The organism is Cognatilysobacter tabacisoli, assembly GCF_003586305.1.
Taxonomy (GTDB): Bacteria; Pseudomonadota; Gammaproteobacteria; order Xanthomonadales; family Xanthomonadaceae; genus Cognatilysobacter_A; species Cognatilysobacter_A tabacisoli.
In genome coordinates this window covers 789,740-815,201 of record NZ_QXJI01000001.1, presented here as the reverse complement: position 1 = coordinate 815,201, position 25,462 = coordinate 789,740, and the positions used below count along the sequence as shown (strand labels likewise).

Sequence of the window (25,462 nt, the reverse complement as noted above, 5' to 3'; positions counted from 1 at the left end):
CGCGTGGGTAACGGCTCGACCATCGCCGACTTCATTCCGCCCGCGGTGCGCGCGCGGCTGAAGGACCTGCGCCTGACCTCGCGACGCGCGGTCGGGCTGCAGGGCATCGGCCTGCACCACAGCCGCAGCCGCGGCGCCGGGCTCGAGTTCGCCCAGTACCGCGCGTACGAGCCGGGCGACGAGCTGCGCCAGGTCGACTGGAAGCTGTACGCGCGCTCGGACCGGTTCTTCGTCCGCGAGGCAGAACGCGAAAGCCCGCTGGCGGTGTGGCTGGTCGTCGACGCCACCGCGTCGATGGCGCAGCAGGACGCCGCACGACCCGGCTGGTCGCGGCTGTCCGCGGCCAAGGGCCTGGCCGCGTGCGTGGCCGAGCTCGCGCTGCGGCAGGGCGACCGGTTCGGCCTGATCGTGCTGCGCGGCGACGGTGTGCGGCTGGTCGCGCCCGCGTCGTCGGTGCGTCAGCGCGACCGCCTGCTGCTCGAACTGCATGCACTCGATGCCGAAGGCGCGTGGCCGCCGAGCGCGTCGCTGCGGCCGCTGTGGGAGCGGATCGGCGCGGGCGACCTCGTCGTGCTGCTGAGCGATCTGTTCGACGACGGGGGCGTCGAGGTCGCGACGCGGCTGGCCGCAGCGCGGCGCGAAGTCGTCGCGATCCAGATCCTCACCGCGGAAGAACGCGACTTCCCGTTCGCGGGCGGGCACCGCTTCCGCGACCCCGAGACCGGCGACGAACTGCTCGGCGACGGCGCAGCGATGCGGAGCGATTTCCTCGCGCGGTTCGCGCAGGCGCGCGCCGCGCTCGACGCGCGGCTGGACGCGGCCGGCATCCGCCATGCGACCTACGTGCTCGACGAGGCGCTGGACCTGCCGCTGCGGCGGCTGTTCGGCGCGCGCGACGCCGCGGAGTACGCGTGAACCTCGCGCTGCTGTTGCCGGCCGCGCTGGCGGCGCTGGCCGCGGTGCTGCTGCCGCTGCTGATCCACCTGGCGCGACGCAGCGAACAGCGGCCAACGGTGTTCGCGGCGCTGCAGTGGCTGCGCCAGAAGCCCAAGCCCAGGCACCGCGTCCGCTTCGACGAGTGGCCGCTGCTGATCGCGCGCCTGCTGCTCGTCGTGCTGCTGGCCGTTCTGCTCGCGCGGCCGGTGCTTTCCGGTGCGTGGAGCCGCGATCCGTGGGTGGCGGTCGTGCCCGGCGTCGACGTGGAGCGCGCCCGCGCGCTCGGCGGCGCGGCGGATGCACGCTGGCACTGGCTTGCTCCCGGGTTTCCGGCGCTCGACGAAGCACTGGCGCCGGAGATGGCCCCGTCACCCCGCGCGACGTCGACCAGCCTGCTGCGCGAACTCGACGCGACGCTGCCGCCCGACGTCGCGCTGACGGTGCTCGTGCCGGAGACGCTCGACGGCGTCGATGCGCAGCGGCCGCGGCTGGGCCGGCGCGTCGAGTGGCGGATCGTTCCGGGCGCCCCAGAGCGCGACCGCGCGATCCCGGCCGTCCCGGCGCCGACGTTGAGCGTGCGCTACGCGCCGGAACGCGAGGCCGCGCTGCGCTACCTGCGTGCGGCCGCGATGGCTTGGCAGCCTCAAACGGCGGGAGCCGACCCCGTAGCGCTGGACTTCGCCGCGGCCGGCGCGCCGCTGCCGGCGACGGCGCGGCCGCTGGTGTGGCTGGTGCCGGGGCCGGTGCCCGCGCCGGTGCTCGAATACGCACGCGGCGGCGCTGACGTGCTGCTCGATGCGCAGGCCCGCGTCGACGATCTGCCGGGGCGCGTCCCGCTGTGGCGCGACGACGCTGGCGGCGTGCTGGTCGAAGGCGGCGCCTACGGCCGCGGCCGGTTGATGCGGCTGACCCGATCGCTTGTGCCCGGGCAGATGCCGGTGCTGCTGGACGCCGAGTTCCCGCGGCGGCTGCGCGGACTGTTCGAGCCCGACCCGCCTGCGCCGGCGCGGGTGCTTGCCCAGCAGCACGAACCCGACACCGGCGGGCCGACCTTCATCCCGGCCGCGCGCGACCTGCAGGCGTGGCTGGCGCTGGCGATCGCGCTGGTGTTCCTGCTCGAGCGCTGGCTCGCGACCGGCGCGCGGGGGAGGGCGGCGCCATGACGGCCAGCGTCGACCCGATGCTCGACGACACGCTGCGCCGGGCGCAGCGCCGCCGGGCGTTCGATACGGCCCTGATCGGGCTGCCGATCGCCGTCGCCGCTGCGGTGCTGGCGTGGCGTGTCGGTGGCAGCGGCGCCGCGTCGATCACCGCGCTGGCCGTGGCCGGAGCGCTGGCGGCGTTCGCGTGGGATCGCGCCCGGCGCCTCGACCGCCGCTGGCTGGTGCGCGAACTGGACGCCCGGCGCGCCGACCTCGAGGACAGCGCCGACCTGCTGTTCGCGTCCGACGCCGCGCTGTCGCCGCTGGAACGTCTGCAGCGTGCACGCCTGCAGCACCGCATTGCGGCCGACGCGCTGCCGGACCTGCGCCCGCGCTGGTCGATGCGCGCCGTCGCGCTGTCCGCCGCGGTCGGAGCGCTCGCGATCGCCGCGATCGTGTCGTGGCCCGAGCGCGAGCCGGTGACCGTCGAGCGCGTGCTGGCGCGGATCGGCGCCGGTCCGGCGGTGCCGACGCAGACGCGCATCGTCGAGCAGGCGCTGCGCATCGCCCCGCCGGCCTACACCGGGCAGCCCGCGCGCACGCGGCAAACGCTCGACGCCAAGGTGCCGCACGGCACGCGGCTGCAGTGGACGCTGCGGTTCGTGCCGCAGCCGGCGGCGGCGTCGCTGGTGTTCCATGACGGCCGCCGCATCCGGCTGGTGCGCGACGGCGACGCGTGGCGGGGCAGCGAGGTGCTCGTGCGCCCGGCGCTGTACCGCATCGAGCTGGAGCGTTCCCCAAGGCTTGTTCCTGCCGCGCGCCATCGCCTCGACGTGGTTCCGGACCGCCCGCCACAGCTGCGCGTGCTCGCGCCCGATCGCGGCCTCAGCCTCGTCACGCCGGGCCAGCGCAGCTGGTCGGTGGCGTTCGAAGCGACGGACGATCACGGCGTGTCCGCGGCCGCGCGCCTGCGCATCACGCTGGCGCAGGGCAGCGGCGAGAACATCACGTTCCGCGAGCAGACCATCGTCGTGCGCGGCACCGGTCCGCGCACGCGGCGGCGCTTCGCGCACCGGCTCGACCTCGCCGCGCTCGGCCTGGCGGCAGGCGACGACCTGATCGTGCAGCTCAGCGTCAACGACAACCGCGCGCCTTCGCCGCAGAGCGCGCGCAGCGCCAGCCTGATCCTGCGCTGGCCGTCCGACCTCGGCACCGAGACCACCGGGCTGGACGGCATGGTCAAGAAGGTGCTGCCGGCGTACTTCCGCAGCCAGCGCCAGATCATCATCGACGCCGAAGCGCTGCTGAAGCGCAAGCGACAGCTGGCGGCCGACGACTACCTCGCGCGCAGCGACGGCATCGGCGTCGACCAAAGGTTGCTGCGCCTGCGCTACGGCCAGTTCCTCGGCGAGGAAACCGACGGCGCGCCGCAGCTGCCGACCAACGATGCGCCCGACGCCCCCGCGGACGACGCGCAGGCCGAAGCGGAAGCACCGCCGGCCGCGGACGATCACGGCCACGACGACGACCCGGCCGCACCGGGCAGGGCGCCGGTGTTCGGCGAGGAGGCCGCGGTGCTGGAGGCGTACGGCCACACCCACGACCAGGCCGAGGCCGCGACGCTGCTCGATCCGGAAACGCGTATCACGCTGAAGGCGGCGCTCGACCAGATGTGGCAGTCCGAACTGAACCTGCGCCAGGGCCGGCCCGACCTCGCGCTGCCGTACGCGTACCGGGCGCTGGGCTTCATCAAGGAGGTGCAGCAGGCCAGCCGCATCTACCTGGCGCGCGTCGGACCGGAGCTGCCGCCGATCGACGACAGCCGCCGGCTTGGTGGCGATCGCTCCGGGCTGTCGCGCCGCGACGATGCGCTGGTCGCGGCGACGGCGCCCGATCCGACGCTCGCGACGCTGTGGCGCGCCCTCGACGACGCGCCCGTCGCGCGCGGGCAAGCGCCGGCGCCGGTGGATTTCGCCACGCTCGAGCGCTGGCTGCGCGAGCACCAGGCGCGGCTGGCCGACCCGCTGGCCTTCGTCGCCGCGATCGAAGCGCTGCGCGCCGACCCGCGCTGCGATCGCTGCCGTCGCGACCTGCGTGCGCTGCTGTGGCCGCTGCTGCCGCGCCCGACCGCCGGCGTTCCGCGCCGCGAGGCCGCCGACGCGGCAGGACAGCGCTACCTCGACGCGCTGCGTCGGGACGGTGCGCCGTGACGCCGCTGCTGGCCTTCGCCGGGACACCCGATTCCGTCGGCGTGCCGATCGCGGTGCTGCTCGGCGCCGCGGTGGTGCTCGCGAGCGCACGCGTGCTGTACCGCCACTGGCGTGCCGATCCGGACCAGCGGTCGCGCGCGTGGCGCATCGCGGCGCTGCTGCTGGCGCAACCGCTGTGCGCGGCGCTGCTGTACTTCGCGCTGCTGCCGCCGACGACGCGCGGCGAGGCGCGGACGCTGGTCGTCGCGACGGCGGGCGCGCTGCCCGCGCGTATCGGCGCGGGGCAGGGGGGCGATGCACGGATTGCACTGCCTGAGGCCCCCGCGCTGCCCGGAATCGAACGCGTCCCGGACCTGGCGACCGCGCTTCGGCGCCATCCCGGCACGGCGCGCCTGCGCATCGTCGGCGACGGCCTCGAGGCGCGCGACCGCGATGCGGCGCGCGGTCTGGACATCGCCTTCGATCCAGACCCGCTGCCGCGCGGGCTGGTCGAGCTCGATGCGCCGGCGCAGGCGCAGGTCGGCGCGGTCTTCCACGTCGACGGCCGCGCGAACGGACTGCGCGGCGGCGTGGCCGAGCTGCTCGATCCCGGACGCCAGCGCGTCGACCGCGTGGCGCTGGCGCAGGACGGCCGGTTCCGGCTGTCCGGCACCGCGCGCGTCGCCGGCGCGGCCGGCTTCCTCCTGCGCCTGCGCGATTCGCGCCAGCAGACTGTCGAGGACATCGACGTGCCGCTGCAGGTCGTTGCCGAACCGCCACCGCGGATCCTGGTTCTCGCCGGCGCGCCGGGCCCCGAGGTGAAGTTCCTGCGCCGCTGGGCCCGGGACGCGGGTCTGCCGATGCACACGCGGATCGACGCCGGCGGCGGGCTGCAGCTCGGCGACGCGCCGATCCCACTGGATGCGGTGAGCCTGCGGCGGTTCGACGCCGTCGTGCTCGATGAGCGCGCGTGGTCCGCGCTCGGCGCGGCCCAGCGCGAGGCGTTGACCGCCGCGCTGCGCGACGGTCTCGGCGTGGTGCTGCGCGTCACCGCACCGCTGGGTGCGGTCGAGCGCGCGCGGTTGCGGGCGCTCGGATTCAGCGTGGAAGGCGGTGGCGACGCGGCCGAGGTGCGGCTGGACTTGCCGGTCCAGGACGCCGACGCCCTGCGCGCGCGCGTGGGGCCGGGCACGCCCGACGCGCCACGCGACCGTGACGCGGCACTGCCGGAGCCACCGATGCTGACGCGTCGCACCGTGCGGGCCACCGCGCCGGACGCGGTCGTGATGCTGCGCGGGCGCGCCGGCGAGCCGCTGTCGCTGTGGCGGTCCGAGGGGCGAGGGCGGATCGCGGTGACCGCGCTGACCGACAGCTACCGGCTGGTGCTCGGCGGTCGCGGCGATCTGCACGCCGAGCTGTGGAGCCAGGCGGTCGCCACCGTGTCACGCCCGCGATCCGGCGGGGTTCTGTCCGTCGACGGCGAGCATCGACAGGGCCAGCGCCTGTCGCTGTGCGGCGTGGCCGGTGGCACGCGGGTCCTGACGCCGGGCGGCGCGATCCGACCCGTTCTGGTGGATCCGGCCACCGGCTCGGCGCGTTGTGCCGCGTTCTGGCCGCGCGAGTCCGGATGGCATCGCCTGGCGTCGGGCCCGCAGTCGGCGTGGTTCCACGTGCGCGCTGCGGACTCGGCACCGGGGCTGCACCGCAACGCCGTTCGCGAGGCGACGCTGCGGCTCGTAGTGCAACGCGCCGTGCCGATAGCCGCTTCGACGGCGGCCGCGCCGCGCAGCCCAGGCGCACGGTGGCCGTGGTGGCTGGCCTGGCTGCTGGCGAGCGGTGCGCTGTGGTGGTTCGAGCGGTCCCGGCTGGGCCGGTCCACCGTGGGAACGCCCAGCCCGTAATTACATAATAGGCATTATGCGCACTCAAGCAACTAGCGACCCGCCGCGTCATCGGGGCCGTTGCGCCCTCAGGCAGCACGCCGCCTGACTCAATCCCCGCCCGGATCCTCGCTCACCGCCGGCTTGCGCTCCCGCGACAGCCGCGCCATGGCCTCGTAGCGCGCCCGGATCGCATCGAGCGTGCGCTCGTCGAGTTCTTCGAGGTCGAGCATCGCGTTGTTGGCCGCCTCGGTCGCGCGGATCAGCTCGTCGAGCTTGATCTGCATCGCCTCGGTGTCGCGGTTCTGCGTGTTCTGGATCACGAAGACCATCAGGAACGTCACGATCGTCGTCGCGGTGTTGATCACCAGCTGCCACGTGTCGCTGAAGCCGAACAGCGGGCCCAGCAGCAGCCAGCCGACGATCAGGGCCACCGCCAGCGCGAACGCCATCGGGCGCCCGGTGAACCGCGACGATGTCTTGGCGATCGCGTCGAACCGGTGCGACCAGGTCATGACGGTCCTCCCGCCTCAGCGCGCCGTGTAGCCGCCGTCGATGACCAGCTCGGCGCCGGTCATGAAGCGCGACTCGTCCGAGGCCAGGTACACCGCGCCCCACGCGATGTCGTCGGGCTCGCCAACGTGGCCGAGCGGATGCATCCGGCCGACCTGCTCGCGCGCGGCGGCCAGGTCGGTGGCGCCGCTGTCGTGCAGGTGATTCTCGACCATCGGCGTCCAGATGTAGCCCGGGTGGATCGAATTGACCCGGATGGCGTCTGCGGCGTACAGCATCGCGTCGGTCTTGGCCATCAGCCGCACCGCGCCCTTGGATGCGTGGTACGGCGGCACGTCGGGGCCGCCGACCAGGCCGTAGATCGACGACAGGTTGATGATGCTGCCGCTGCCGGCCCGCTTGAGGTGTGCGATCGCGTGCTTGGTGCAGAAGAACACGCCCTTGACGTTGACCGACTGCACGCGGTCCCACTCGGCCTCGGTGATCTCGTGCGTGGGCTTGTTCGCGCCGGCGATGCCGGCGTTGTTGACCAGCACGTGCAGCGCGCCGAAGTGCGCGGCGGCCTCGTCCATCGCCGCCTGCACGGAGGCCTCGCTGGCGACGTCCACGTGCCAGTAGCGCGCCCGCGCGCCGCCGGCCTGCAGCTCGTCGACCAGCTCACGCCCCTGCGCATCGAGCACGTCGAACACGGCGATCGCCGCGCCCTCCTCCGCCATCCGCAGCGCGCACGCGCGCCCGATGCCGAGCGCGCCGCCGGTGATGACGCAGGTCTTGCCTTTCAAGCGATCCATGGTGGCCTCCTGGCGGGTGCGTGACGGCCTTCGGCACGTGGATGCGCCGCGGCGATGGCTACAGCAGACGCGAGCGCCGGCGCCCGCGTCTTGATCCGGATCAAGCTCCCGTGTCGCGCGGAGGTTGTCACCCGTGGCCGCGCCCGCGCAAGCTTCGGCCATGCTGACCGAGACCGCCCTGTCCCCCCACGTGCTGACCGGGCTGGCGGCCGCGCTCGGCATCGGCCTGCTGGTCGGCATCGAGCGCGAGCGGGCGAAAGGGGCCGGCCCGTCGCGCGCGGCGGCGGGCGTCCGCACCTTTCTGCTGCTGTCGCTCGGCGGCGCGATCGCCGAGCTGGTCGGGCCGGTCGGCGTCGCGATCGCCGGCGTCTTCGTCGTTGCGGCGGTCCTGGCCAGCTACCGGCACACGCGCCGCCACGACCCGGGCCTGACCACCGAAGTGGCGATGCTGGCGACGTTCCTGCTCGGCGTGCTGGCGATGCGCAGCGCCGGGCTGGCCGCGGCGCTGGGCGTGGTCGTGGCGATCACCTTGGCCAGCAAGTCGCGCCTGCACCACTTCTCGCGCGAGCACCTCACGCCGCAGGAGCTGCACGACGCGCTGCTGCTCGTCGCCGCCGCGTTCGTGGTGCTCCCGCTGCTGCCGGACCGGCCCATCGACCCGTGGGGCGCGATCAACCCGCGGCGGCTGTGGACGCTGCTGGTCGCGGTGATGGGCGTGAGCACCGCGGGCTACCTCGCGCTGCGGCTGTTCGGGGCGCGCTGGGGCCTGGCGATCGCGGGGCTGGCCGGGGGCTTCGTATCGAGCACCGCCACCATCGCCGCGATGGGCGACAAGGCGCGCGCGGAGCCCCCATTGGCCGCGGCGTTCGCGAGCGCCGGGCTGGTGTCGAACGTCGGCACGGTGGTGCAGCTGGCCGTGGTGCTGGCCGCGCTGTCGCCGCCGCTGCTGCGGCACGCCGCCGTCCCACTGGCCGCCGCCGGCACGGTGGCGGTCGCTGCGGCGGTGCTGGCGAGCGTGCAGGCGTTCCGCGGCGGCCTCGACGGCCATCGCCTGGCCGGTCGACGGCCGTTCGAACCGCGGCACGCGCTGGCCTTCGTCGCGATCGTCGCCGGCGCGATGCTGCTGGCCGCCGTGGCCCAGCAGCTGCTCGGCGACCGCAGCCTGCCGTGGGTGCTCGCCGCGACGGGCCTGGCCGATGTCCACGCCGCCACCGCGTCGGCGGCGCAGCTGGTCGCCGCGGGCCGGGTCGAGCAGGAACTCGCGCTGCTGGCGATTACCGCCGCGCTGGCGACCAACTCGCTGATGAAGTGCGTGATGGCGGCGCTCCGCGGCGGCCGCGCGTACGCGTGGCGCGTGCTGCCGGGGATCGTCGCGATGGTGCTGGCGTTCGCGCTCGTCGTGCATTTCGACTGAGGCGCGCGCCGGCTTGATGCGGGTCAAACGCGCGGCCGTCGCGCGCCGGATACTCGACCTCGCCAACCCGCCGGGATGCCCGTTCGATGCCCGACCTGCTCGACGCGACGTCCCCTGCCCCGCACGGCCTAACCGCGGCCGAGGCGGCGGCGCGGCTGCTGCGTGACGGGCCCAACCTGCTGCCGCAGGGCGAGCAGCGGCGTTTCGCCGCGATGGTCTGGAGCGTGGTGCGCGAGCCGATGGTGCTGCTGCTGCTCGGTGCGGCGGGCGTCTACGTGCTGCTCGGCGACCCGCAGGAGGCCGCAGCGCTGGGCGCCTCGGTGCTGGCCGTGATCGGCCTCACTGTCTACCAGCAGCGCAAGTCCGAGCACGCGCTGCAGGCGCTGCGCGACCTCAGCAGCCCGCGCGCCCGCGTGCTGCGCGACGGCGCGCTGACGGTCGTGGCCGCGCGCGAGCTGGTCGTCGGCGACCTCGTCGCCGTGGCCGAAGGCGACCGTGTTCCCGCCGACGCGCGGCTGCTGTCGGCGACCGACCTGCACGTCGACGAGTCGATGCTGACCGGCGAGTCGGTCCCGGTCGCGCGCTCGTCCGCGGGCCCCGACAGAGACATGCGGCTGCACGCGAGCACGCTGGTCGTGCGCGGCCACGGGCTGGCCGAGGTCACCGCCACCGGCGCCGCGACCGAAGTCGGGCGCATCGGGCTGGCCCTGCACGGGCTGCGGCCGCAGCCGAGCGCGATGCAGCGGGAGATCGGGCGCGCCGTCGCGGTGTTCGCGGTGATCGGCCTGCTGTCGTGCGTGGCCGTGGTCGCCGCGTATGTCAGCGCCGGCGGCGGCTGGCTCGACGCGCTGCTGGCCGGCATCACGCTGGCGATCTCGAACATCCCGGAGGAGTTTCCGGTCGTGCTCACGGTGTTCCTGGCGCTGGGCGGCTGGCGAATGGCGCGGCACCACGCGCTGGTGCGGCGGCCGCCGGCGATCGAGGCGCTCGGGGCGATCGACGTGCTGTGCGTCGACAAGACCGGCACCCTCACCGAGAACCGCATGGCGGTGGCCGAACTGCGCCCGGCACGCCCGGCGCCCGACCCGGCGGCTGCGTCGCTTCGGCTGCTCGAAGCGGCATGGCGCGCGAGCGCCGCGCAGCCGCACGACCCGATGGAGCAGGCGATCGGCCGCGCCCGCGCCGCGGCCTGCCGCGTAGGCGACCATCGCGACGGCACCTGCATTCGCGAGTACCCGCTGTCCCCGGCGCGCCTGGCGATGGTGCACGTGTGGCGCACGACCGACCGCGCGGCATTGCAGGCTCACTGCAAGGGCGCGCCGGAGGCCGTCGCCGCACTGTGCAGGCTCGATGCCGAGCAGCAGGCGGCGGTGATGGCCACGGTGGCCGAGCTGGCCGCACGCGGGCTGCGCGTGCTCGGCGTCGCCGCCGCCGAGTGGCCCGGCGCGCCGGAGACCCTGCCGGACGATCCGTCCGCGTTCGGCCTGCAGTGGCTCGGGCTTGTCGGGCTGGCCGACCCGCTGCGCGCCGGCGTGCCGGCCGCGGTCGCGCAGGCGCAGGCGGCCGGGGTGCGCGTGCTGATGCTGACCGGCGACCACGCCGCGACGGCGACCGCGATCGCCTCGCAGGCCGGGCTCGACGCCGACGACGGGGTGACCACCGGCGCCGACATCGAGGCGCTCGATGCCGGCGCGCTCGCGGCCCGACTGCGCGCCACGTCGGTGTTCGCGCGGGTCAAGCCCGACCACAAGTTGCGGCTGGTGCAGGCGCTGCGGGCCGGCGGCGCGACAGTCGCGATGACCGGCGACGGCGTCAATGACGCGCCGGCGCTGATGGCGGCCGACGTCGGCATCGCGATGGGCGGGCGCGGCACCGACGTCGCGCGCGAGGCCGCGTCGATCGTGCTGCTCGACGACAACTTCGTCACCGTCGTCGGCGCGATCGGGCTGGGCCGCGCGATCTACGACAACATCCGCCGCGCGGTGACCTACATCCTGGCCGTGCACGTGCCGATCACCGGGCTGGCGCTGCTGCCGCTGCTGCTCGGCGCGCCGATGCTGCTGCAGCCGCTGCACGTGGTGTTCATCGAGCTGATCATCGACCCGTCGTGCTCGATCGTGTTCGAGCGCGAGCGCGCCGGTGGCGACGTCATGCGCCGCCCGCCGCGCCCGCGCACGCAGCGCCTGCTGTCGCCCGCGACGCTGGCGCGCGGGCTGGCGCAGGGGGTGGTCATGCTCGCCGCGGTCGTGGCCGTCTACGCTGCCGGCGTGGCGCTGGCCCTGCCCCGCCCGCAGCTCGGCGCGATGGCGTTCCTGTCGCTGGTGGTCGGCAACCTCGGCCTGATCGCGCTCAACCGCAGTGGCGAATCGCTGTGGCAGGCGCTGCGCGCGCCGAACCGGGCGTTCTGGATCGTTTCGGGGGTGGCGACGACGCTGGCGCTCGCCGTCACCCAGCTGCGCGTGCCGGCCGCGTGGTTCGACTTCGCACCGCCGCCGGCGGGCGCCAGTGCCATCGCGGTGGCCCTGCCGCTGCTGGGCGTCGCGCTGATCGCGCCGCTTCGGCCCCTGCGGCGCGGATCGCGGGTCGACGGAGCGGTGCGATGAGCGTGCCGGCGCGCACCGGCGACCGGCTGCCGCCCGTGCTGCTGGCTGTGTTCGCCATCGCGTGGATCGCATCGGGCATCGCACCGCACTACCGTCAGGACTGGCTGCTGGAGAACGTGCTGGTCGTGTTCGCGGTCGCCTGGCTGGTCGCGTCGCGGACGCGGCTGCCGCTGCGGACGGGCAGCTACGCGGCGCTGTTCGTGTTCCTGTTGCTGCACGAGATCGGCGCCCATTACACCTACTCCGAGGTGCCGTACGACGCGTGGACGCAGCGCTGGCTGGGCGTTTCGGTCGACGCGGCACTGGGGTTCGAGCGCAACCACTACGACCGCCTGCTGCATTTCCTCTACGGGGCGCTGGTGACGCCGGCCGCCCGCGACGTCATCGTGCAGCGCGCGCAGCCGCGCGGCGCCTGGCGCGTCGTGCTGCCCGTGGCCTTCGTGATGTCGCACTCGGTGCTGTACGAGCTGGTCGAATGGGCCGCGGCGCTGGTGTTCGGCGGCGACCTCGGCGTCGCCTACCTCGGTACGCAGGGCGATCCGTGGGACGCGCAGCGCGACATGGCGCTGGCGACGCTCGGCAGTCTCGCGTCGATGGCGGTCGTGCTGGCGGTCGACCGCGGCCGCAGGCGCTGACGCGGGCTAGGCGCCCGCGCGCAGCAGCGCGCCGAGCCGCGCGCCGGCCCACACCAGCAACATTCCCGCCAGCAGCGTGCCGCCGAGGTAGCCGAGCATCAGCCCGGTGCGGTTCGAGCGCGCATAGAGCAGGCATTCGAGCATCAGCGCCGAGTACGTCGTCAGCGCACCCAGCACGCCGACGATCAGGAACGCCCGCCAGTAGAGCGCCGCCGGACCGCGCCCTTCGAGCAGCACCGCCAGCAGGCCGACCGCGAACGAACCGATCAGGTTCGCCGCCAGCGTGCCCCACGGGATGCCGGTGCCGAGCTGCCGCAGCAGCGCGCCGCCGAGCCAGAAGCGCCCAGCCGCGCCGAGCGCGCCGCCGGCCATCACCAACAGCAACTGCTGCCACCACAGCGACATCGACGCGTTCCGTAGGCAGCGCGCAGGCGCCGGTGCGTGGACGATCCCCGATGCCACGCTGCGCTGCAAGTCGCGCCCGGCCGCGTGTGCCGGGCGCGCGTCAGAACGCCCGCGAGTAGCGCAGCGTCAGGCTCGAGTCCTGCGCGTCGCGCGTGGCGCCGACGCCGAGCGCGAGGTTCAGGTAGCTCTTCGGGCCGAGCCGGTAGGTGCCGCCGAGCAGCAGCGTCCCGAGCGTCGTGCGCACCGAGCCGGGCGAATCGACCCCGTTCTGCTTGGTCTCGCCGACGATGTTCTGGTCGTAGCCGATGCTGATCGACGCCTTCTCGTTGAGCGCCAGCCCCATGCCGACGTTGAGGCCGATGATGTCGCCGGCCTTGACCTCGCCGATGAACTCGCGCTCGCCGCCGAGCACGGTGCGCGAGACGTTCTTGCGCGGCATGTTGTGCAGGTAGCTGACGCTGCCGAAGAAGACGACCGGATCGGACGGCAGCAGCCAGGTCAGGCCGGTCTGCACCGCCTCGAAGCCGCTGCCGGTCGGCAGCTCCAACGGCAGGCCGGTGCCGGTGGCGTTGGCCACGCAGCGCGTCACGCAGTCGGTGGTGACCTCGAACAGGTCCTTGCCGGTGCGGCTCTTGTAGCGCAGCCAGCCGACGTAGAACGGACGGTCGGGATCGGGCGTGTTGATCTGGTAGCGCGCCGTCACTTCGACGTCGCCGATGCCGCTGCCGCGCGAGTTGAACACGCTGTCGACTGCGGTGCCGGTGAAGATCTCGCGGCTGATCGTGTCGCTGGTGACGTTCACGTACGGCACGCGGGCCTCCAGCTCGAACCGGTTGGTCAGGCCGTAGCGCGCGGTTAGCGACGTCACCACGGTGGTCGTCTTGACCTGGCGCACGTCGATCAGTCCGATCAGGATCGCCGGGATGATCGTGTAGCCGACCAGCGCGACGCGATCGGTCGCCGAGTAGCCGTACTGCACCGACGGCTCCAGTACGAAGCCGCCTTTCGGCGTCAGCACGCCGGGCTGCTGGAAGATCTGCGCGACTTCCGGCGGACGGCTCAGCTCTTCCGGCGCCTGCCCGACCGGTTCGACGCGCGGCGCCTCGGACTGGCCCGCCTGGGCCTGCGCGGCCGCGACGGCGGCCGCCGCTGCGCCGGCCAGCGGCGGCAGCGACACGCCCCCGCCCTGCTGGGTCGGCATCGGCACGCCAGGCCACGCGTCCGAATCGCCGCCCTGCGCGCGCAGGTCGTCGAGCTGCTCGTCGGCCAGTTCCTGCCGCAGCGCGGTGATCTCGTCCTCCTGGCGGCGGAGCGTGTCGCGCAGCTGCTCCATGCTCTCGCTCTGCTCGCGCAGCAGCTGCTCGAGCCGGTCCAGGCGCGCATCGTCGGCCGCGTCGTCGACGCCCGACTGTGCGTGCGCGTGCCCCGCGATCACCAGCGAGATGCACTGGGCCAGCATCAGCCGGCTGGCCGTCGAGCGCGGTGTCCTTGCCGTTGCGTTCATCGCGACCATCCTGCGTTGCGCGGCACCGTGCCTGCGCGTGGGGGATCAGGGAGTTCCGGGTGCCAGCAGCAGCGCGTCGTGCAGCGCGTGCTGGGCGTTCAGCGCCTGGAACACGCCGAGCGTGTCGACGCCGATGTCGAGCGTGGTGACCGCACGGATGTCCTGCCCGTCGAGCGCGTTCTGCACCACCAGTCCGCCGGCGGTCCCGGGGGAGACGCGATTGCCTTCGCCCACCTGCACGACCGTGCCGTCCTGGAACTCGCGCAGCGCCGTGGCCTGCGACGCGGTCATCCGCGCGACGTCCGGTATCACCACGCGCGTGCTCGCGACCATCTGGTTGTTGACGTACACCACGCGTGCGACGCCGAAGGACAACTGCAGCCCGCCGGGCAGCTGGTAGCCTCCGCGCATGCCGGCGAGCTGCTGCGTCGGCACGGGCACCCAGCCCGGGCCCATCGTGCGCAGCGCGCGGCGCGGCTCGGCGGCGTGTACGTCCGCGCAGGCTGAAGCGAGCAGCACGGCGGCGACTGCGAAGGTCAGGGAACGGGTGGCGCTCGCGTTCATCGTCGAGTCCTCAGATGTCGCCGTGGCCGCGCTTGAGCACGGTCGCGTTGCGCAGGCTGTCGCGCTGGATGCCGGCCTCGAGTGGCGCCGGCGGCACCGTCGCCCAGTCCTCGCGCTGGTTGAACCGCGCGCGCTCGCGGCGGTTGTGGATCACGAACAGCACCCGGTTGTCCCACAGCGTGTCGAAGCGGCGACGCGACATCGCGCGGTTGCCGCGTGCCGGATCGCCGATCAGCACGCGGTGGCCGCGCAGCCCCTTGACCACGACGAAGTGGCGGTAGCCGCGATCGTTCAGCAGCACGATCGCCGGGACGCCCTCTTCGAGCAGCTTGTCGAGCGGCAGCTCGAACCCGTCGGCCTCGTAGCCGACCGACCGCAGGTAGCGGCGCATGTCGAGCAGCGAGAATCCTTCGGCGCGGATCTTGGCGCGGTTGCCACTGGCGTACATGCGCTCGAACACGTCGGCCTCGCTGACCGGGTGCCCGTACTGGTACGTGAGCAGGGTCGCGGTCGCGGCCGAGCCGCAGCTGAAGTCGTATCGCTGCGGGACCGTCGTGCGGAAGCGCGCCTCTTTCAGGCTGGTCAGCCGCATGCCGTAGCTGGCGCCGGGCACGCGCAGCGGCACGTCCGATGCGGCGGCCTGGCCGGCGGCGAGCAGCAGCACGAGCGCCGCGCGCCGCCACGATCCGCGCGCCGGTGGACGCGCGTTGCGGGTGCTGCCCGTGGTGCCAGGGGCGATCAAGGCGACGGGTCCGCGAACTTGACGGTCACGATCATCGCGTTCTGGATCAGCACGTTCGATCCGGTGTTCTGGATCACCGTGGAAATCCCGCTCGCGCCGGAGAACGCGTTGTCGCCGAGCGTGTTGTTGCCGCTGACCACCCCGTCGGCGACGTTGTCGGTGACCCGGCCGTTGACGTTGTTGCGGTTGTCGATCGAGCCGTCGCCGCCGCGCAGCGTGGCGAGCGAGTCGGCGGGTACGCGCGCGCCGAAGCGGTCGACCCGGGCCGGTGCGTCGGGCTTGGGACGCGCCGGGGCGATCGAGGCCGCGAGTGCGGGCGACTGGTCGAACAGCAGTGCCGGTGCCGCGGACGGCATGGCGCCGTCGGAGGCCCACGATGGCCCGGCGATCAGCGCGAGCGCAACGCACAAGTAGCGACAGTGCAAGAGAGCGGATTGCATGGGGGTTCCTCCAGGCGCTGCGGCGGACCAGGCGAGCGACGACCTCCATGTCGTCGAACGCACCGGTGCACGACGCGCCGCGGCGGGCACGGGCCTGCCGCGGCGCATCGCATGCCCGCTCAGTTGCCGACGTTGAGGTTGGCCTGCACGGTGACGCCCTGCTGGATCAGCGAGGCAAAGCCGCTGTTCTGCGCAACCACCATGATCCCGGCCGCGGCCTGTCCGACGTTGCTCATCGTGTTGGACATGTCGAACGAGCCGGCATCGACGGCCACTGCGCCGCCATTGCCGCCGGTTCCGCCGGTCGCGCCGTTGCCGACGCCGCCGTTGCCGACGCCGCCGTAGCCGTCGCCACCGGAGCCGCCCTCGGCACCGACAGCGCCCTCGGCGCCATCACCGGCGTCCGCACTGCCGTTGGAGGCGTAGGAATCGGCGCTGCCGTTGGTCGCGTCGCCATTGCTGGCGTCGCCGCCGTCGCCGCCGTCGCCCGCAGCGCTGGCCAGGTCGCCGCTGTTGCCGCCGACAGCCATGCCGGTTCCGCCGACCGCCGTCGACGAACCCGCCGTGCCGTCGCCGCCGGACGCGGTGTTGCCACCGGCCTGCGCCATCGCGTCGCCCGACGAACCGTCGCCGCCGTCTCCGCCGGCGTCGCCGCTGGTCGCGTCGCCGATGCCACGTTCGCGCACGCGACCGCTGCTGCCCGAGCCGTTGCCGCCGCCGGCCAGTGTGGCCGCTCCGGCGTCGCCGCTCAGGTTGCCCGCGTCGCCGCCGCCGGCCAGGCTGGCCGCGCCGGCATCGCCACCGTCGGCATCGCCGTCGCCCGCACTACCGCTGCGGTTGTTGTCCGACCGGCCACCGCGGCCGCCGTTGCCGGCGTAGGCGTCGCCGATCTCGGCACTGCCGTTGCTCGCATCGCCCGCGGACGCGCTGCCGTTGTTGGCCGAGCCGCCGTTGCCGCCGTCCCCGCCGTCTCCGCCATCGCCACCGTCGCCACCGTAGCCGGCGCCGCCGTAGCCCTTGCCGCCGTAGCCCGCTCCGCCCTTGCCGCCGTCGCCACCGTTGGCGTCGCCCCAGTTCTTGGCGACGTTGCCGATGTCGTGGATCTGGATGTTGGTGACGTAGCCGTCGAGGTTGGTCGAGGCGATCGCCTTGTTGCTGTTGAACGAGTTGGAGAAGTTCGCCGTCGCGACCGATCCGTTGTTCGCCGCGGTGGTGCCGTAGCCGCTAGCGCGGGCGCGTCCGTCGTTGTTGCGGTTGCTGCCGCTGTAGTCGCGGTTGTCGCTGTTGTCGCTGTTGTCCGAATTGTCGCTGTTGTCGCTGTTGTCACTGTTGTCGGTGTTGACGCTGTTGTCGGTCGCGTCGTTGTCCAACGCGAACTGCAGCCCGAGTCCCGAATTGTTGTTGGTAGCCTGCGCCCACGTTTGCCCGGCAAATCCGAGTCCGAGGATCACCGCTGCCGCGATGGTTGAGGGTCGAATGCGCATACGTTTTTCTCCTGTGCGACGGGCGCTGCGGGGGACAACGCACGACGTCGCACCACGGAAGAACGCACAAGCCTTGCCAAGCACCGGGAGCCGAGACTCAAGTCTTTGATTCGGAATGGAAACATCGCCCGGAAACCGGCAACGCGGGGGGCGATCCTCGCCCGATCGGGGGATGGGCGGGCCAGAACGATGCACGATCGAAACGCCCGGCGCGCGGCCGGCACGGATCCGCCGTCGCATGCCCGCTGAAAGCCCCGCAATTGGCGGGCCGACCGCAGCGCCGCCAGGGGCAGGCCGATGTTTCGATCGCGCAACATCCCCCGGGGCGGTATCACCCGACGCGGCGCATCGACGGGAATGAACTCGCCGTGGCAGCTGCCGCGCGGGACCTGGCGCGCGACCGGCGCCACGAAGCTGCCCGCCCGGGAGCAGCGCCGTCAGTCGTCGGCTGCGGGCGCGTCGCCGCGCGCCTGCTGCCGCCCCGCGCGGAGCCGGTCCAGCTTCTCCTTGAGCTTGATCTCCATGCCCCGCTCAACCGGCCGGTAGTACACGCGTTCGCCCATCGCGTCCGGGAAGCCGGTCTGGTCCAGCGCCACCCCACCGTCGGCGTCGTGGTCGTACTGGTAGTCGCGGCCGTAGCCGAGCGACTTCATCAGCTTGGTCGGTGCGTTGCGCAGGTGCAGCGGCACGTCCTGGGTTCCCCCCTGCCCCACGTCCCCGCGGGCGGCGTTGTACGCCGCGTAGGCCGCATTCGACTTGGCGGTGCTGGCCAGGTAGATCACCAGCTGCGCCAGCGCGAGGTCGCCCTCGGGGCTGCCCAGCCGCTCGAACGCATCCCAGGCCTCGATCGCCATCGCCAGCGCGCGCGGGTCGGCCAGGCCGATGTCCTCGACCGCCATCCGGGTCAGGCGCCGCGCGAGGTACTTCGGGTCGATGCCGCCGTCCATCATCCGCGCGAACCAGTACAGGGCCGCGTCGGGATTCGAGCTGCGCACGCATTTGTGCAACGCCGAGATCTGGTCGTAGAACTGCTCCCCGCCCTTGTCGAAGCGGCGCGTGCGGTCGGCCAGCACCTGCACGAGGGTGGCGGCGGTCACCTCGCCGTCCTCGTCGGCGGCAAGCTCGGCGGCGATCTCCAGCAACGTGAGCCCGCGGCGCACGTCGCCGTCGGCCGCGGTCGCGATCTCGCGCAGCGCCTCGTCCGACACCCGAAGGCCGAGGGCACCGAGTCCGCGCTCGCCGTCGTCGACCGCGCGGCGCAGCGACTGCGCGATGTCATCGACCGACACCGCCTCCATCACGTGCACGCGGCACCGCGACAGCAGTGCCGAATTCAACTCGAACGAGGGGTTCTCGGTGGTCGCGCCGACGAACAGGATGGTGCCGCGCTCGATGTGCGGCAGGAACGCATCCTGCTGGCCCTTGTTGAAGCGGTGCACCTCGTCGACGAACAGCACCGTCCGGCGCCCCTCGGCGAACCGGTGCGCCGCCTCGGCGAGCACCTGGCGCACTTCGGGCAGGCCCGAGAGTACGGCCGAGATCGCGCGGAAGTCTGCGTCGGCGTAACGCGCGAGCAGCAGCGCCAGCGTGGTCTTGCCGCAGCCGGGTGGGCCCCACAGGATCATCGAGTGCACGCGGCCGGACTCGACTGCACGACGCAAAGCGGTCCCCGGCGCCAGCAGTCGGCGCTGGCCGACCATTTCGTCGAGCGTCCGCGGCCGCATGCGCTCGGCCAGCGGCCGCATGGCGTCGCGGTCGACGGTCAGCAGGTCGACGGGGCTATCGATCGGAGGGGAAGTGCTGCGTCGGGCCACGGGCCGGAATCGTTACCAAAGCGAGTCGCCACGATACCAATCTTCCCGCAGCCACCCGGCGCGATCCGCGCGGGCGTGGGCCCGGGTCAGCGCGCCGCGAAGCCGGCGTCCTCGCGCGGCACGCTCTCGCCCAGTTCGTAGTCCAGCTGGACCCAGCGGCCCTTGCTGCGGTCGTAGATCGCCTCGACGGTCGCCAGCGCGTTGCCCTCGCGCGCGAAATCGACCAGACCGGTCGCTTCGACGCGGACGAAGCGTCCCTTGCCGGCGCCGGATTCGATCCGGTCGGCCTGCCAGTGCACCGGCTGCTGCGGGAATTCCTCGTGCAGCGCAGACGAGATCGCGGTGTTTAGATCGCGGGCCAGGGCGCTGCCGTCGGCCACTTCGACGCCGTTGTCGTCACCGCCGCCGAATCGCAGCTGCGGCGAGCTGACGACCGCACGCTCAGTGTCGTACATCGCGTCGAACTCGAACGCGATCCACTCCTGCTCGCCGCCGAAGCGGACCAGCCCTTCGCCGTCCAGGGCCCGGTCGCGCGGGCTGGCCGGCTCGATGGCGACTCGGTCGAGCTTGATCTCGACGTCGCGCTCGTCGAACTTGCTCGCGATCGCGCCGATGACCGCGCCGGCAACGGCGCCGTCCAGCGCCTCCTCGCCTTCGATGCGCGACTGCGGGGTCGGATCGGATGCGCGCGCCTGCACCATCAGCGGAGCGGAGCCTTCTTCGATGCCGTTGGACGTCGCGATGAAGCTGGCGAGCCCGAGTCCGAGGAGGAGCGCTAGTCGTTGCATCGTCGTGGTTCCGCGTTCGCGCTGCCGGCTGGCTGCGTTGGGCAAACGATGGACAGGCAGGCGTCGATATCCGGTGACGCGCAGGCCCTGCAACTGAACGGTTCCAGAGCTGAATACGAAGACGGCGGCCGATCGGCCGCCGTCGTTCATCGCGCGTTTCGTCGAGGACTATCCGCCGATGACGTCCACGCCCTTGGCCGGGACGAAGCGGAACGTGCCGGTCGAGAACCGCGGGTTGCGCTTCCAGCCGTTGAACTCGATCACGGTCCGCTGGCCCAGCGCGTCGACCACTTCCATCCGCGCCAGCACGCCCTTGCCGAAGCCCAGACGCGCGGTGCGGAAGCTCGCATCGCCGTTGCCCTTGGGCGCGAGCGAGAGCCAGTTCAGCCCCTGCGCGCTCGCCTCTTCCTTCACTACGTAGCGGCTGTCGAGCTTGGCGGGGTCGATCAGCGCCGACAGCGGGCTGTCCTGCTCGGCCGCGCCCTGCGGACGCTTGGTCACCTGCCCGAGGTCGGGTTCGTGCACCCAGACGTGCTTGCCGTCGGCCACGATCACCTGCGGGTACGGCTTGGCGTACTCCCAGCGGAACAGGCGCGGGGCCGAAAGCGCCACGGTGCCGCTGCTGCGCTCCTTGACCTTGCCCTTGGGATCGAACACCTGCTGGCTGAAGCGGCCGTCGAGCCCCTTCAGCCCCTTGGTGAACGCGTTGAGGTCGTCGCGCGCGCCGGCCGTGGCCGAGCTTGCGAACAGGGCGGCCGCGAGGCCGACGGTAGTGATCAGGGCGCGCATCGCAGGCTCCTTCGGAAGACGGGTCAGAGTGTGCGAGGCCAAGCCTGAATGCGGCGACGACATCGCCGCGGCGCGCCTCGTGCGTTCAGCTACTTCGGCGGCGGCGGGGCCAGCACGCTGCGGTCGCCGTTGTGCTCCGGCGGGGTCACGATGCCTGCGGCCTCCATCGCCTCGATCAGGCGCGCCGCGCGGTTGTAGCCGATCTTCAATCGGCGCTGCACGCCGGAGATCGACGCGCGCCGGGTCTCGGTCACGATCCGCACCGCCTCGTCGTACAGCGGGTCTGACTCGTCCCCTGCCCCGCCGCCGCTCTCCGGAAGCCCGGTGGCACCGATGACCACGCCGTCGCCGAGCGACTGCACCTCGTCGAGCACGCCCTCGATGTAGTCCGGCGTGCCGCCGACCTGCTTGAGGTGCTCGACCACGCGGTGCACTTCGTCATCGGACACGAACGCGCCGTGGATGCGCTCGGGCATCGCGGTGCCCGGCGGCAGGTACAGCATGTCGCCGTGACCCAGCAGCGTCTCGGCGCCGGACTGGTCGAGGATGGTGCGCGAATCGATTTTCGAGCTGACCTGGAAAGCGACGCGGGTCGGGATGTTGGCCTTGATCAGGCCGGTGATCACGTCGACCGACGGCCGCTGTGTGGCGAGGATCAGGTGGATGCCGGCCGCGCGCGCCTTCTGCGCGAGGCGGGCGATGAGCTCTTCGACCTTCTTGCCGACGATCATCATCATGTCGGCGAACTCGTCGATGAAGATGACGATGAACGGCATCTCCTCGAGCGGTCGCGGCGCCTCGCCCAGCTCGGCGTTCGGCTTGAACAGCGGGTCCATCAGCGGCTGGCCCGCGTCGCGCGCGTCCTTGACCTTCTTGTTGAAGCCAGCGAGGTTGCGCACCCCGACCGCGCTCATCAGCTTGTAGCGGCGCTCCATCTCCGCCACGCACCAGCGCAGGCCGTTGGCGGCTTCCTTCATGTCGGTCACGACCGGCGCGAGCAGGTGCGGGATGCCCTGGTAGACCGAGAGCTCCAGCATCTTCGGGTCGATCATCAGCATCCGCAGGTCCTTCGCGGAGGCCTTGTACAGCAGGCTCAGCACCATCGCGTTGACCGCGACGGACTTGCCCGAGCCAGTGGTGCCGGCGACCAGCAGGTGCGGCATACGCGCCAGGTCCGCCACGGTCGGGCGGCCGGCGATGTCCTTGCCCAGCGCCAGCGTCAGCGGGCTGGTCGACTTGTCGTATTCCTTCGAGCGCAGCAGCTCGGACAGGAAGATCATCTCGCGCGAGGTATTCGGGATTTCCAGGCCGATCACCGACTTGCCCGGGATTACGTCGACCACGCGCACGGACTTGACCGACAGGCCGCGCGCGATGTCCTTGTCGAGCGTGCTGATCTGGCTGACCTTTACGCCGGGCGCCGGTTCCATCTCGAAGCGCGTGATCACCGGGCCTGGGTAGGCGCCGACGACCTGCGCGTCGATACGGAAGTCCTTGAGCTTGAACTCGATCTGCCGCGACAGCGTCTCGAGCGTCTCCTCGCTGTAGCCCTTGGCCTGCGGCTTGGGGTCGTCGAGCAGCGCCAGCGGCGGGATGCCGCTGCCGTCGCCGGTGTGGAACAGCGGGATCTGGGTTTCGCGCTTGGCCCGGTCGCTCTTCTCGACGACCGGCGCGGCCGGCGGTTCGATCTTGACCGGCGCGCGCTTGGCGCGCAGTTCGGTGTCGACCTTGCGTGCTTCCTCGCGCTCCTCGCGGAAGGCCCGGGTCTGCTGCCAGTCGTTGGCCTGCTGGCTGCCGCGGCGGAACAGCGCGCCGACGGCCGGCGCGAGCGCCAGAGTCCACTGGCCGATCCGGTCCATCACCGTCAGCCACGACAGGCCAGTGGCCAGCGTGACCGAAATCAGCAGCAGCGCGATCAGGAACAGGTTGCCGCCAACGGCGCCGAACCCGGTGAGCAGCGAGTTGCCGACCAGCCGGCCGAGGATCCCGCCGGCCCCGGCCGAGAGGTCCGCGACCATGCCCCAACGCAGCTGCAGGAGCCCCGTGGCGGCGACCAGGAAGCCTACGATGCCGACCAGCCGCAGTGCCGGCCCGAGGTCGGCGTCGCCATCGCCATCGGCGTCCAGCCCGAACAGCGCGATCCAAGCGATCAGGCCGAGGATCAGCGGCAGCACGAAGGCGACGTAGCCGCACAGGTACAGCAGCACGTCGGCGAGCCAGGCCCCGACGTGGCCGCCGGCGTTGCGCAGCGGCGCGGTGACGCTGCCGGAGTGCGACCAGCCCGGGTCGGACGGCGAATAGGTGACGAGGCAGACGAACAGGTACAGCAGCAGCGGCGCGATCACGATCATCGCGATGTCGCGCATCAGGCGCTGGCGGCGCGGCGACGGCGGCGCCTTGGGCGCAGCGGGTGCCTTCTTGCGGGCGGTCGACGCTTGCGCCACTGTGACGTTCTGCCTCAGCTACCTTCTGTTAGTCGTTGAATATACGCAGAAACCCTGCCCTCTGACAGGGTTTCCGCGGCCCGGCTCGTCAGAGCGCCATGCCCTGCAGCGCCGGGTGGACCAGCTGGCCGCCCTCGACGTTGATGCCGCGCAGCAGCGCTTGGTTCTGGCGCCACTGGTCGCCCGACGCGAGCTTGTTCACCCACGGCAGGATCGCCGCGCAGATCGCCTGCGACGAGGTCTGCGGCACGGCGCCGGGCATGTTGGTCACGCAGAAGTGGGTCACGCCCTCTTCGACGTAGGTCGGCTCCTTCCAGGTGGTCGGACGCGAGGTCTCGAAGCAGCCGCCCTGGTCGATCGAGATGTCGACGACGACGCTGCCGTCCTCCATGCCCTTGAGCATCTCGCGGGTCAGCACGTGCGGTGCGCGGGCGCCGGTCACGAGCACCGCGCCGATGACGAGGTCGGCCGAGGCGACTTCGCGCGCGACCACGTCGACGTACGGGTACAAGGTGGTGACGTTGTTGCCGAGCCGCATCATCTGGTCCATGCGGTCCTGGCGCATCTCGAACACGGTGACGTTCGAGCCGCCGGACGCCGCGAGCGCCGCCGACGCGCCACCGGCCTGGCCGGCGCCGAACACCACGACCTTGCCGCGCTCGGTCGACGGCAGGCCGCCAAGCAGCTTGCCCTTGCCGCCCATGGGCTGGTGCAGCAGGTGGGTGCCGACCTGCACGCCAATCTTGCCGGCGATGATCGACATCGGCGCCAGCAGCGGCAGGTCGCCGTTGGGCAGCTCGACCGTCTCGAACGCGACGCCGGTCAGGCCGATGTCGAGCAGCTGCTTCGTCAGCACCGGCTCGGCGGCCAGGTGCAGGTAGCAGAACAGCAGGTGGTCGCGGCGCAGGTGCTGGAGGTCGCCGGCGATCGGCTCCTTGACCTTGACGATCAGCTCGCCCTTCTCGTACAGCGCGGCGGCGTCGGGCGCGATCTTGACGCCGAGCTGGGTGTACTGCTCGTCCTTGAAACCGGACTTCAGTCCGGCGCCCTGCTCGATCCAGACCTCGTGGCCGCGCTTGACCAGGTCGCCAGCGGCGGCGGGAACGAGCGCGACGCGCCCCTCGAGGGTCTTGGTTTCCTTCGGTACACCGATACGCATTGCCGTTCTCCGTAGCGACCCGAAAAAAAAGCCGCGTCAGCGGCGCAGCGGGTCTGGTTCGATGAAGCTGGTTCGACTGCCGTGGGCGTGGGGGCCACGACGCATGCGGCCGCACGGAACAGTGTCGACCGCGACGCGCCTTGTTTTGCCGGGACGCCGCCGCCAAGCTATGACGCTCGCCGGACCCCGGTGCGACGCGCCTGGTGGCGCAGGCATCGCGGTCTGTTCTGGCGCCGCGACGGCGCATCCCTCAGGCCACGATTATACCCATGACCCCGTCCAAGCATTCCCGCCTCGTCATCCTCGGTTCCGGTCCGGCCGGTTGGACCGCCGCGGTCTACGCAGCGCGCGCGAACCTGAAGCCGACGGTCATCACCGGCCTGCAGATGGGCGGCCAGCTGATGACGACGACCGAGGTCGACAACTGGCCCGGCGACGCGCACGGACTGATGGGTCCGGACCTGATGGCCCGGATGCAGGCGCATGCCGAGCGCTTCGACACCGAGGTCGTGTTCGACCACATCCACACCGCCGACCTGTCCAAGCGCCCGTTCAAGCTGATCGGCGACAGCGGCGAGTACACCTGCGACGCGCTGGTGATTTCGACCGGTGCGACGGCGAAGTACCTCGGCCTGCCGTCCGAAGAGCAGTTCAAGGGGCGCGGCGTCTCGGCGTGTGCGACGTGCGACGGCTTCTTCTACAAGGACCAGGACGTGGCGGTGATCGGCGGCGGCAACACCGCGGTCGAAGAGGCGCTGTACCTGTCTAACATCGCGCGCAAGGTCTACCTCGTGCATCGCCGCGACACGCTGCGCGCCGAGAAGATCATGCAGGACAAGCTGTTCGCGAAGATCCAGTCCGGCAAGATCGAGCCGGTCTGGCACCACCAGGTCGACGAGGTGCTCGGCAACGACGCCGGTGTGACCGGCGTGCGCGTGCGCTCGGTGCAGGACGACTCGACCCGCGACATCGCCATCCACGGCCTGTTCGTCGCCATCGGCCACACCCCGAACACCAGCCTGTTCGAAGGCCAGCTGGCGATGAAGAACGGCTACCTGACGATCAACACCGGCCTCGACGGCAACGCGACGCAGACCTCGGTGCCGGGCGTGTTCGCCGCCGGCGACGTGGCCGACCAGGTCTACCGCCAGGCCATCACCTCGGCGGGCTTCGGCTGCATGGCCGCGCTCGACGCCGAGAAGTTCCTCGACAAGGAAGGCTGATGC

Annotated in this window: 21 protein-coding genes; 8 read left to right on the top strand and 13 right to left on the bottom strand. The window is 72.3% G+C overall.

The genetic code is table 11. The annotated features are described in order from the left end of the window. The first annotated feature begins 3 nt into the window (after window positions 1–3). From D3A60_RS08255 to D3A60_RS08240, 4 genes are read left to right on the top strand one after another with little or no spacing between them, the layout of a single operon-like run. The gene (locus tag D3A60_RS08255; protein WP_196778691.1) at window positions 4–915 is read left to right on the top strand and encodes a DUF58 domain-containing protein; all 912 of its coding nucleotides are present in this window, start codon (window positions 4–6) and stop codon (window positions 913–915) included. Then, window positions 912–2,099 carry a BatA domain-containing protein gene (locus D3A60_RS08250; RefSeq protein WP_119718212.1) on the top strand — a complete coding sequence of 396 codons (1,188 nt, stop codon included), beginning with the start codon at window positions 912–914 and terminating at the stop codon, window positions 2,097–2,099. The genes D3A60_RS08255 and D3A60_RS08250 overlap by 4 nt, the downstream gene beginning before the upstream one ends. Further along, the gene (locus tag D3A60_RS08245; protein WP_231120445.1) at window positions 2,096–4,288 is read left to right on the top strand and encodes a DUF4175 domain-containing protein; all 2,193 of its coding nucleotides are present in this window, start codon (window positions 2,096–2,098) and stop codon (window positions 4,286–4,288) included. Before D3A60_RS08250 ends, D3A60_RS08245 begins: the two co-directional genes overlap by 4 nt. Continuing rightward, a complete protein-coding gene (locus D3A60_RS08240) occupies window positions 4,285–6,168 on the top strand; it encodes a carboxypeptidase regulatory-like domain-containing protein (protein ID WP_119718211.1) in 1,884 nt (627 codons plus the stop codon). Before D3A60_RS08245 ends, D3A60_RS08240 begins: the two co-directional genes overlap by 4 nt. A gap of 89 nt (window positions 6,169–6,257) precedes the next feature. Here the strand turns inward: D3A60_RS08240 and D3A60_RS08235 are convergent, their stop codons facing one another. Both D3A60_RS08235 and D3A60_RS08230 read right to left on the bottom strand, forming a co-directional pair. Then, window positions 6,258–6,662, bottom strand: coding sequence for a low affinity iron permease family protein (locus D3A60_RS08235; RefSeq protein ID WP_119718210.1), 405 nt, complete (start codon window positions 6,660–6,662; stop codon window positions 6,258–6,260). A gap of 15 nt (window positions 6,663–6,677) precedes the next feature. Beyond that, a complete protein-coding gene (locus D3A60_RS08230) occupies window positions 6,678–7,451 on the bottom strand; it encodes an SDR family NAD(P)-dependent oxidoreductase (protein ID WP_119718209.1) in 774 nt (257 codons plus the stop codon). A gap of 160 nt (window positions 7,452–7,611) precedes the next feature. Between D3A60_RS08230 and D3A60_RS08225 the strand changes: the two genes are divergently transcribed. From D3A60_RS08225 to D3A60_RS08215, 3 genes are all read left to right on the top strand, one after another. Then, the gene (locus D3A60_RS08225) at window positions 7,612–8,865 is read left to right on the top strand and encodes an MgtC/SapB family protein (protein ID WP_119718208.1); all 1,254 of its coding nucleotides are present in this window, start codon (window positions 7,612–7,614) and stop codon (window positions 8,863–8,865) included. 86 nt (window positions 8,866–8,951) lie between these two features. Then, window positions 8,952–11,468: a cation-translocating P-type ATPase gene (locus D3A60_RS08220; protein WP_119718207.1), complete on the top strand. Its 2,517-nt coding sequence runs from the start codon at window positions 8,952–8,954 to the stop codon at window positions 11,466–11,468. Further along, window positions 11,465–12,103: a DUF2238 domain-containing protein gene (locus tag D3A60_RS08215; protein ID WP_119718206.1), complete on the top strand. Its 639-nt coding sequence runs from the start codon at window positions 11,465–11,467 to the stop codon at window positions 12,101–12,103. Before D3A60_RS08220 ends, D3A60_RS08215 begins: the two co-directional genes overlap by 4 nt. Before the next feature lie 6 nt (window positions 12,104–12,109). Here the strand turns inward: D3A60_RS08215 and crcB are convergent, their stop codons facing one another. From crcB to ald, 11 genes are all read right to left on the bottom strand, one after another. Next, window positions 12,110–12,508 (bottom strand): fluoride efflux transporter CrcB, encoded by a 399-nt coding sequence (gene crcB, locus D3A60_RS08210; RefSeq protein ID WP_119718205.1) that lies wholly within the window; start codon window positions 12,506–12,508, stop codon window positions 12,110–12,112. 100 nt (window positions 12,509–12,608) lie between these two features. After that, a complete protein-coding gene (locus D3A60_RS08205; RefSeq protein ID WP_119718204.1) occupies window positions 12,609–14,012 on the bottom strand; it encodes an acetate kinase in 1,404 nt (467 codons plus the stop codon). 45 nt (window positions 14,013–14,057) lie between these two features. After that, window positions 14,058–14,576: a hypothetical protein gene (locus D3A60_RS08200; RefSeq protein WP_119718203.1), complete on the bottom strand. Its 519-nt coding sequence runs from the start codon at window positions 14,574–14,576 to the stop codon at window positions 14,058–14,060. Between the two features lie 10 nt (window positions 14,577–14,586). Continuing rightward, window positions 14,587–15,318, bottom strand: a complete 732-nt coding sequence (locus tag D3A60_RS08195; RefSeq protein WP_231120444.1) for a C39 family peptidase — start codon at window positions 15,316–15,318, stop codon at window positions 14,587–14,589. Then, window positions 15,315–15,674, bottom strand: a complete 360-nt coding sequence (locus D3A60_RS14715; RefSeq protein WP_231120443.1) for a hypothetical protein — start codon at window positions 15,672–15,674, stop codon at window positions 15,315–15,317. Before D3A60_RS14715 ends, D3A60_RS08195 begins: the two co-directional genes overlap by 4 nt. 203 nt (window positions 15,675–15,877) lie before the next feature. Then, window positions 15,878–17,242 carry a hypothetical protein gene (locus tag D3A60_RS08185; protein WP_196778690.1) on the bottom strand — a complete coding sequence of 455 codons (1,365 nt, stop codon included), beginning with the start codon at window positions 17,240–17,242 and terminating at the stop codon, window positions 15,878–15,880. A gap of 437 nt (window positions 17,243–17,679) precedes the next feature. Further along, entirely contained in the window at window positions 17,680–19,056 is a 1,377-nt protein-coding gene (locus tag D3A60_RS08180) for a replication-associated recombination protein A (protein WP_269203663.1), read from the bottom strand. Window positions 19,057–19,142: 86 nt separating this feature from the next. Next, window positions 19,143–19,844, bottom strand: a complete 702-nt coding sequence (locus tag D3A60_RS08175) for a hypothetical protein (RefSeq protein ID WP_119718202.1) — start codon at window positions 19,842–19,844, stop codon at window positions 19,143–19,145. Window positions 19,845–20,012: 168 nt separating this feature from the next. Further along, window positions 20,013–20,633, bottom strand: a complete 621-nt coding sequence (lolA, locus tag D3A60_RS08170; protein WP_119718201.1) for an outer membrane lipoprotein periplasmic chaperone LolA — start codon at window positions 20,631–20,633, stop codon at window positions 20,013–20,015. 89 nt (window positions 20,634–20,722) lie between these two features. Continuing rightward, complete coding sequence (locus D3A60_RS08165; protein ID WP_231120442.1) at window positions 20,723–23,077, bottom strand: DNA translocase FtsK; 2,355 nt, start codon at window positions 23,075–23,077, stop codon at window positions 20,723–20,725. Between the two features lie 88 nt (window positions 23,078–23,165). Then, window positions 23,166–24,236, bottom strand: coding sequence for an alanine dehydrogenase (gene ald, locus D3A60_RS08160; protein ID WP_119718200.1), 1,071 nt, complete (start codon window positions 24,234–24,236; stop codon window positions 23,166–23,168). A 269-nt stretch (window positions 24,237–24,505) separates the two neighbouring features. Between ald and trxB the strand changes: the two genes are divergently transcribed. Next, window positions 24,506–25,459, top strand: a complete 954-nt coding sequence (trxB, locus tag D3A60_RS08155; RefSeq protein ID WP_119718199.1) for a thioredoxin-disulfide reductase — start codon at window positions 24,506–24,508, stop codon at window positions 25,457–25,459. Window positions 25,460–25,462 lie beyond the last annotated feature (3 nt).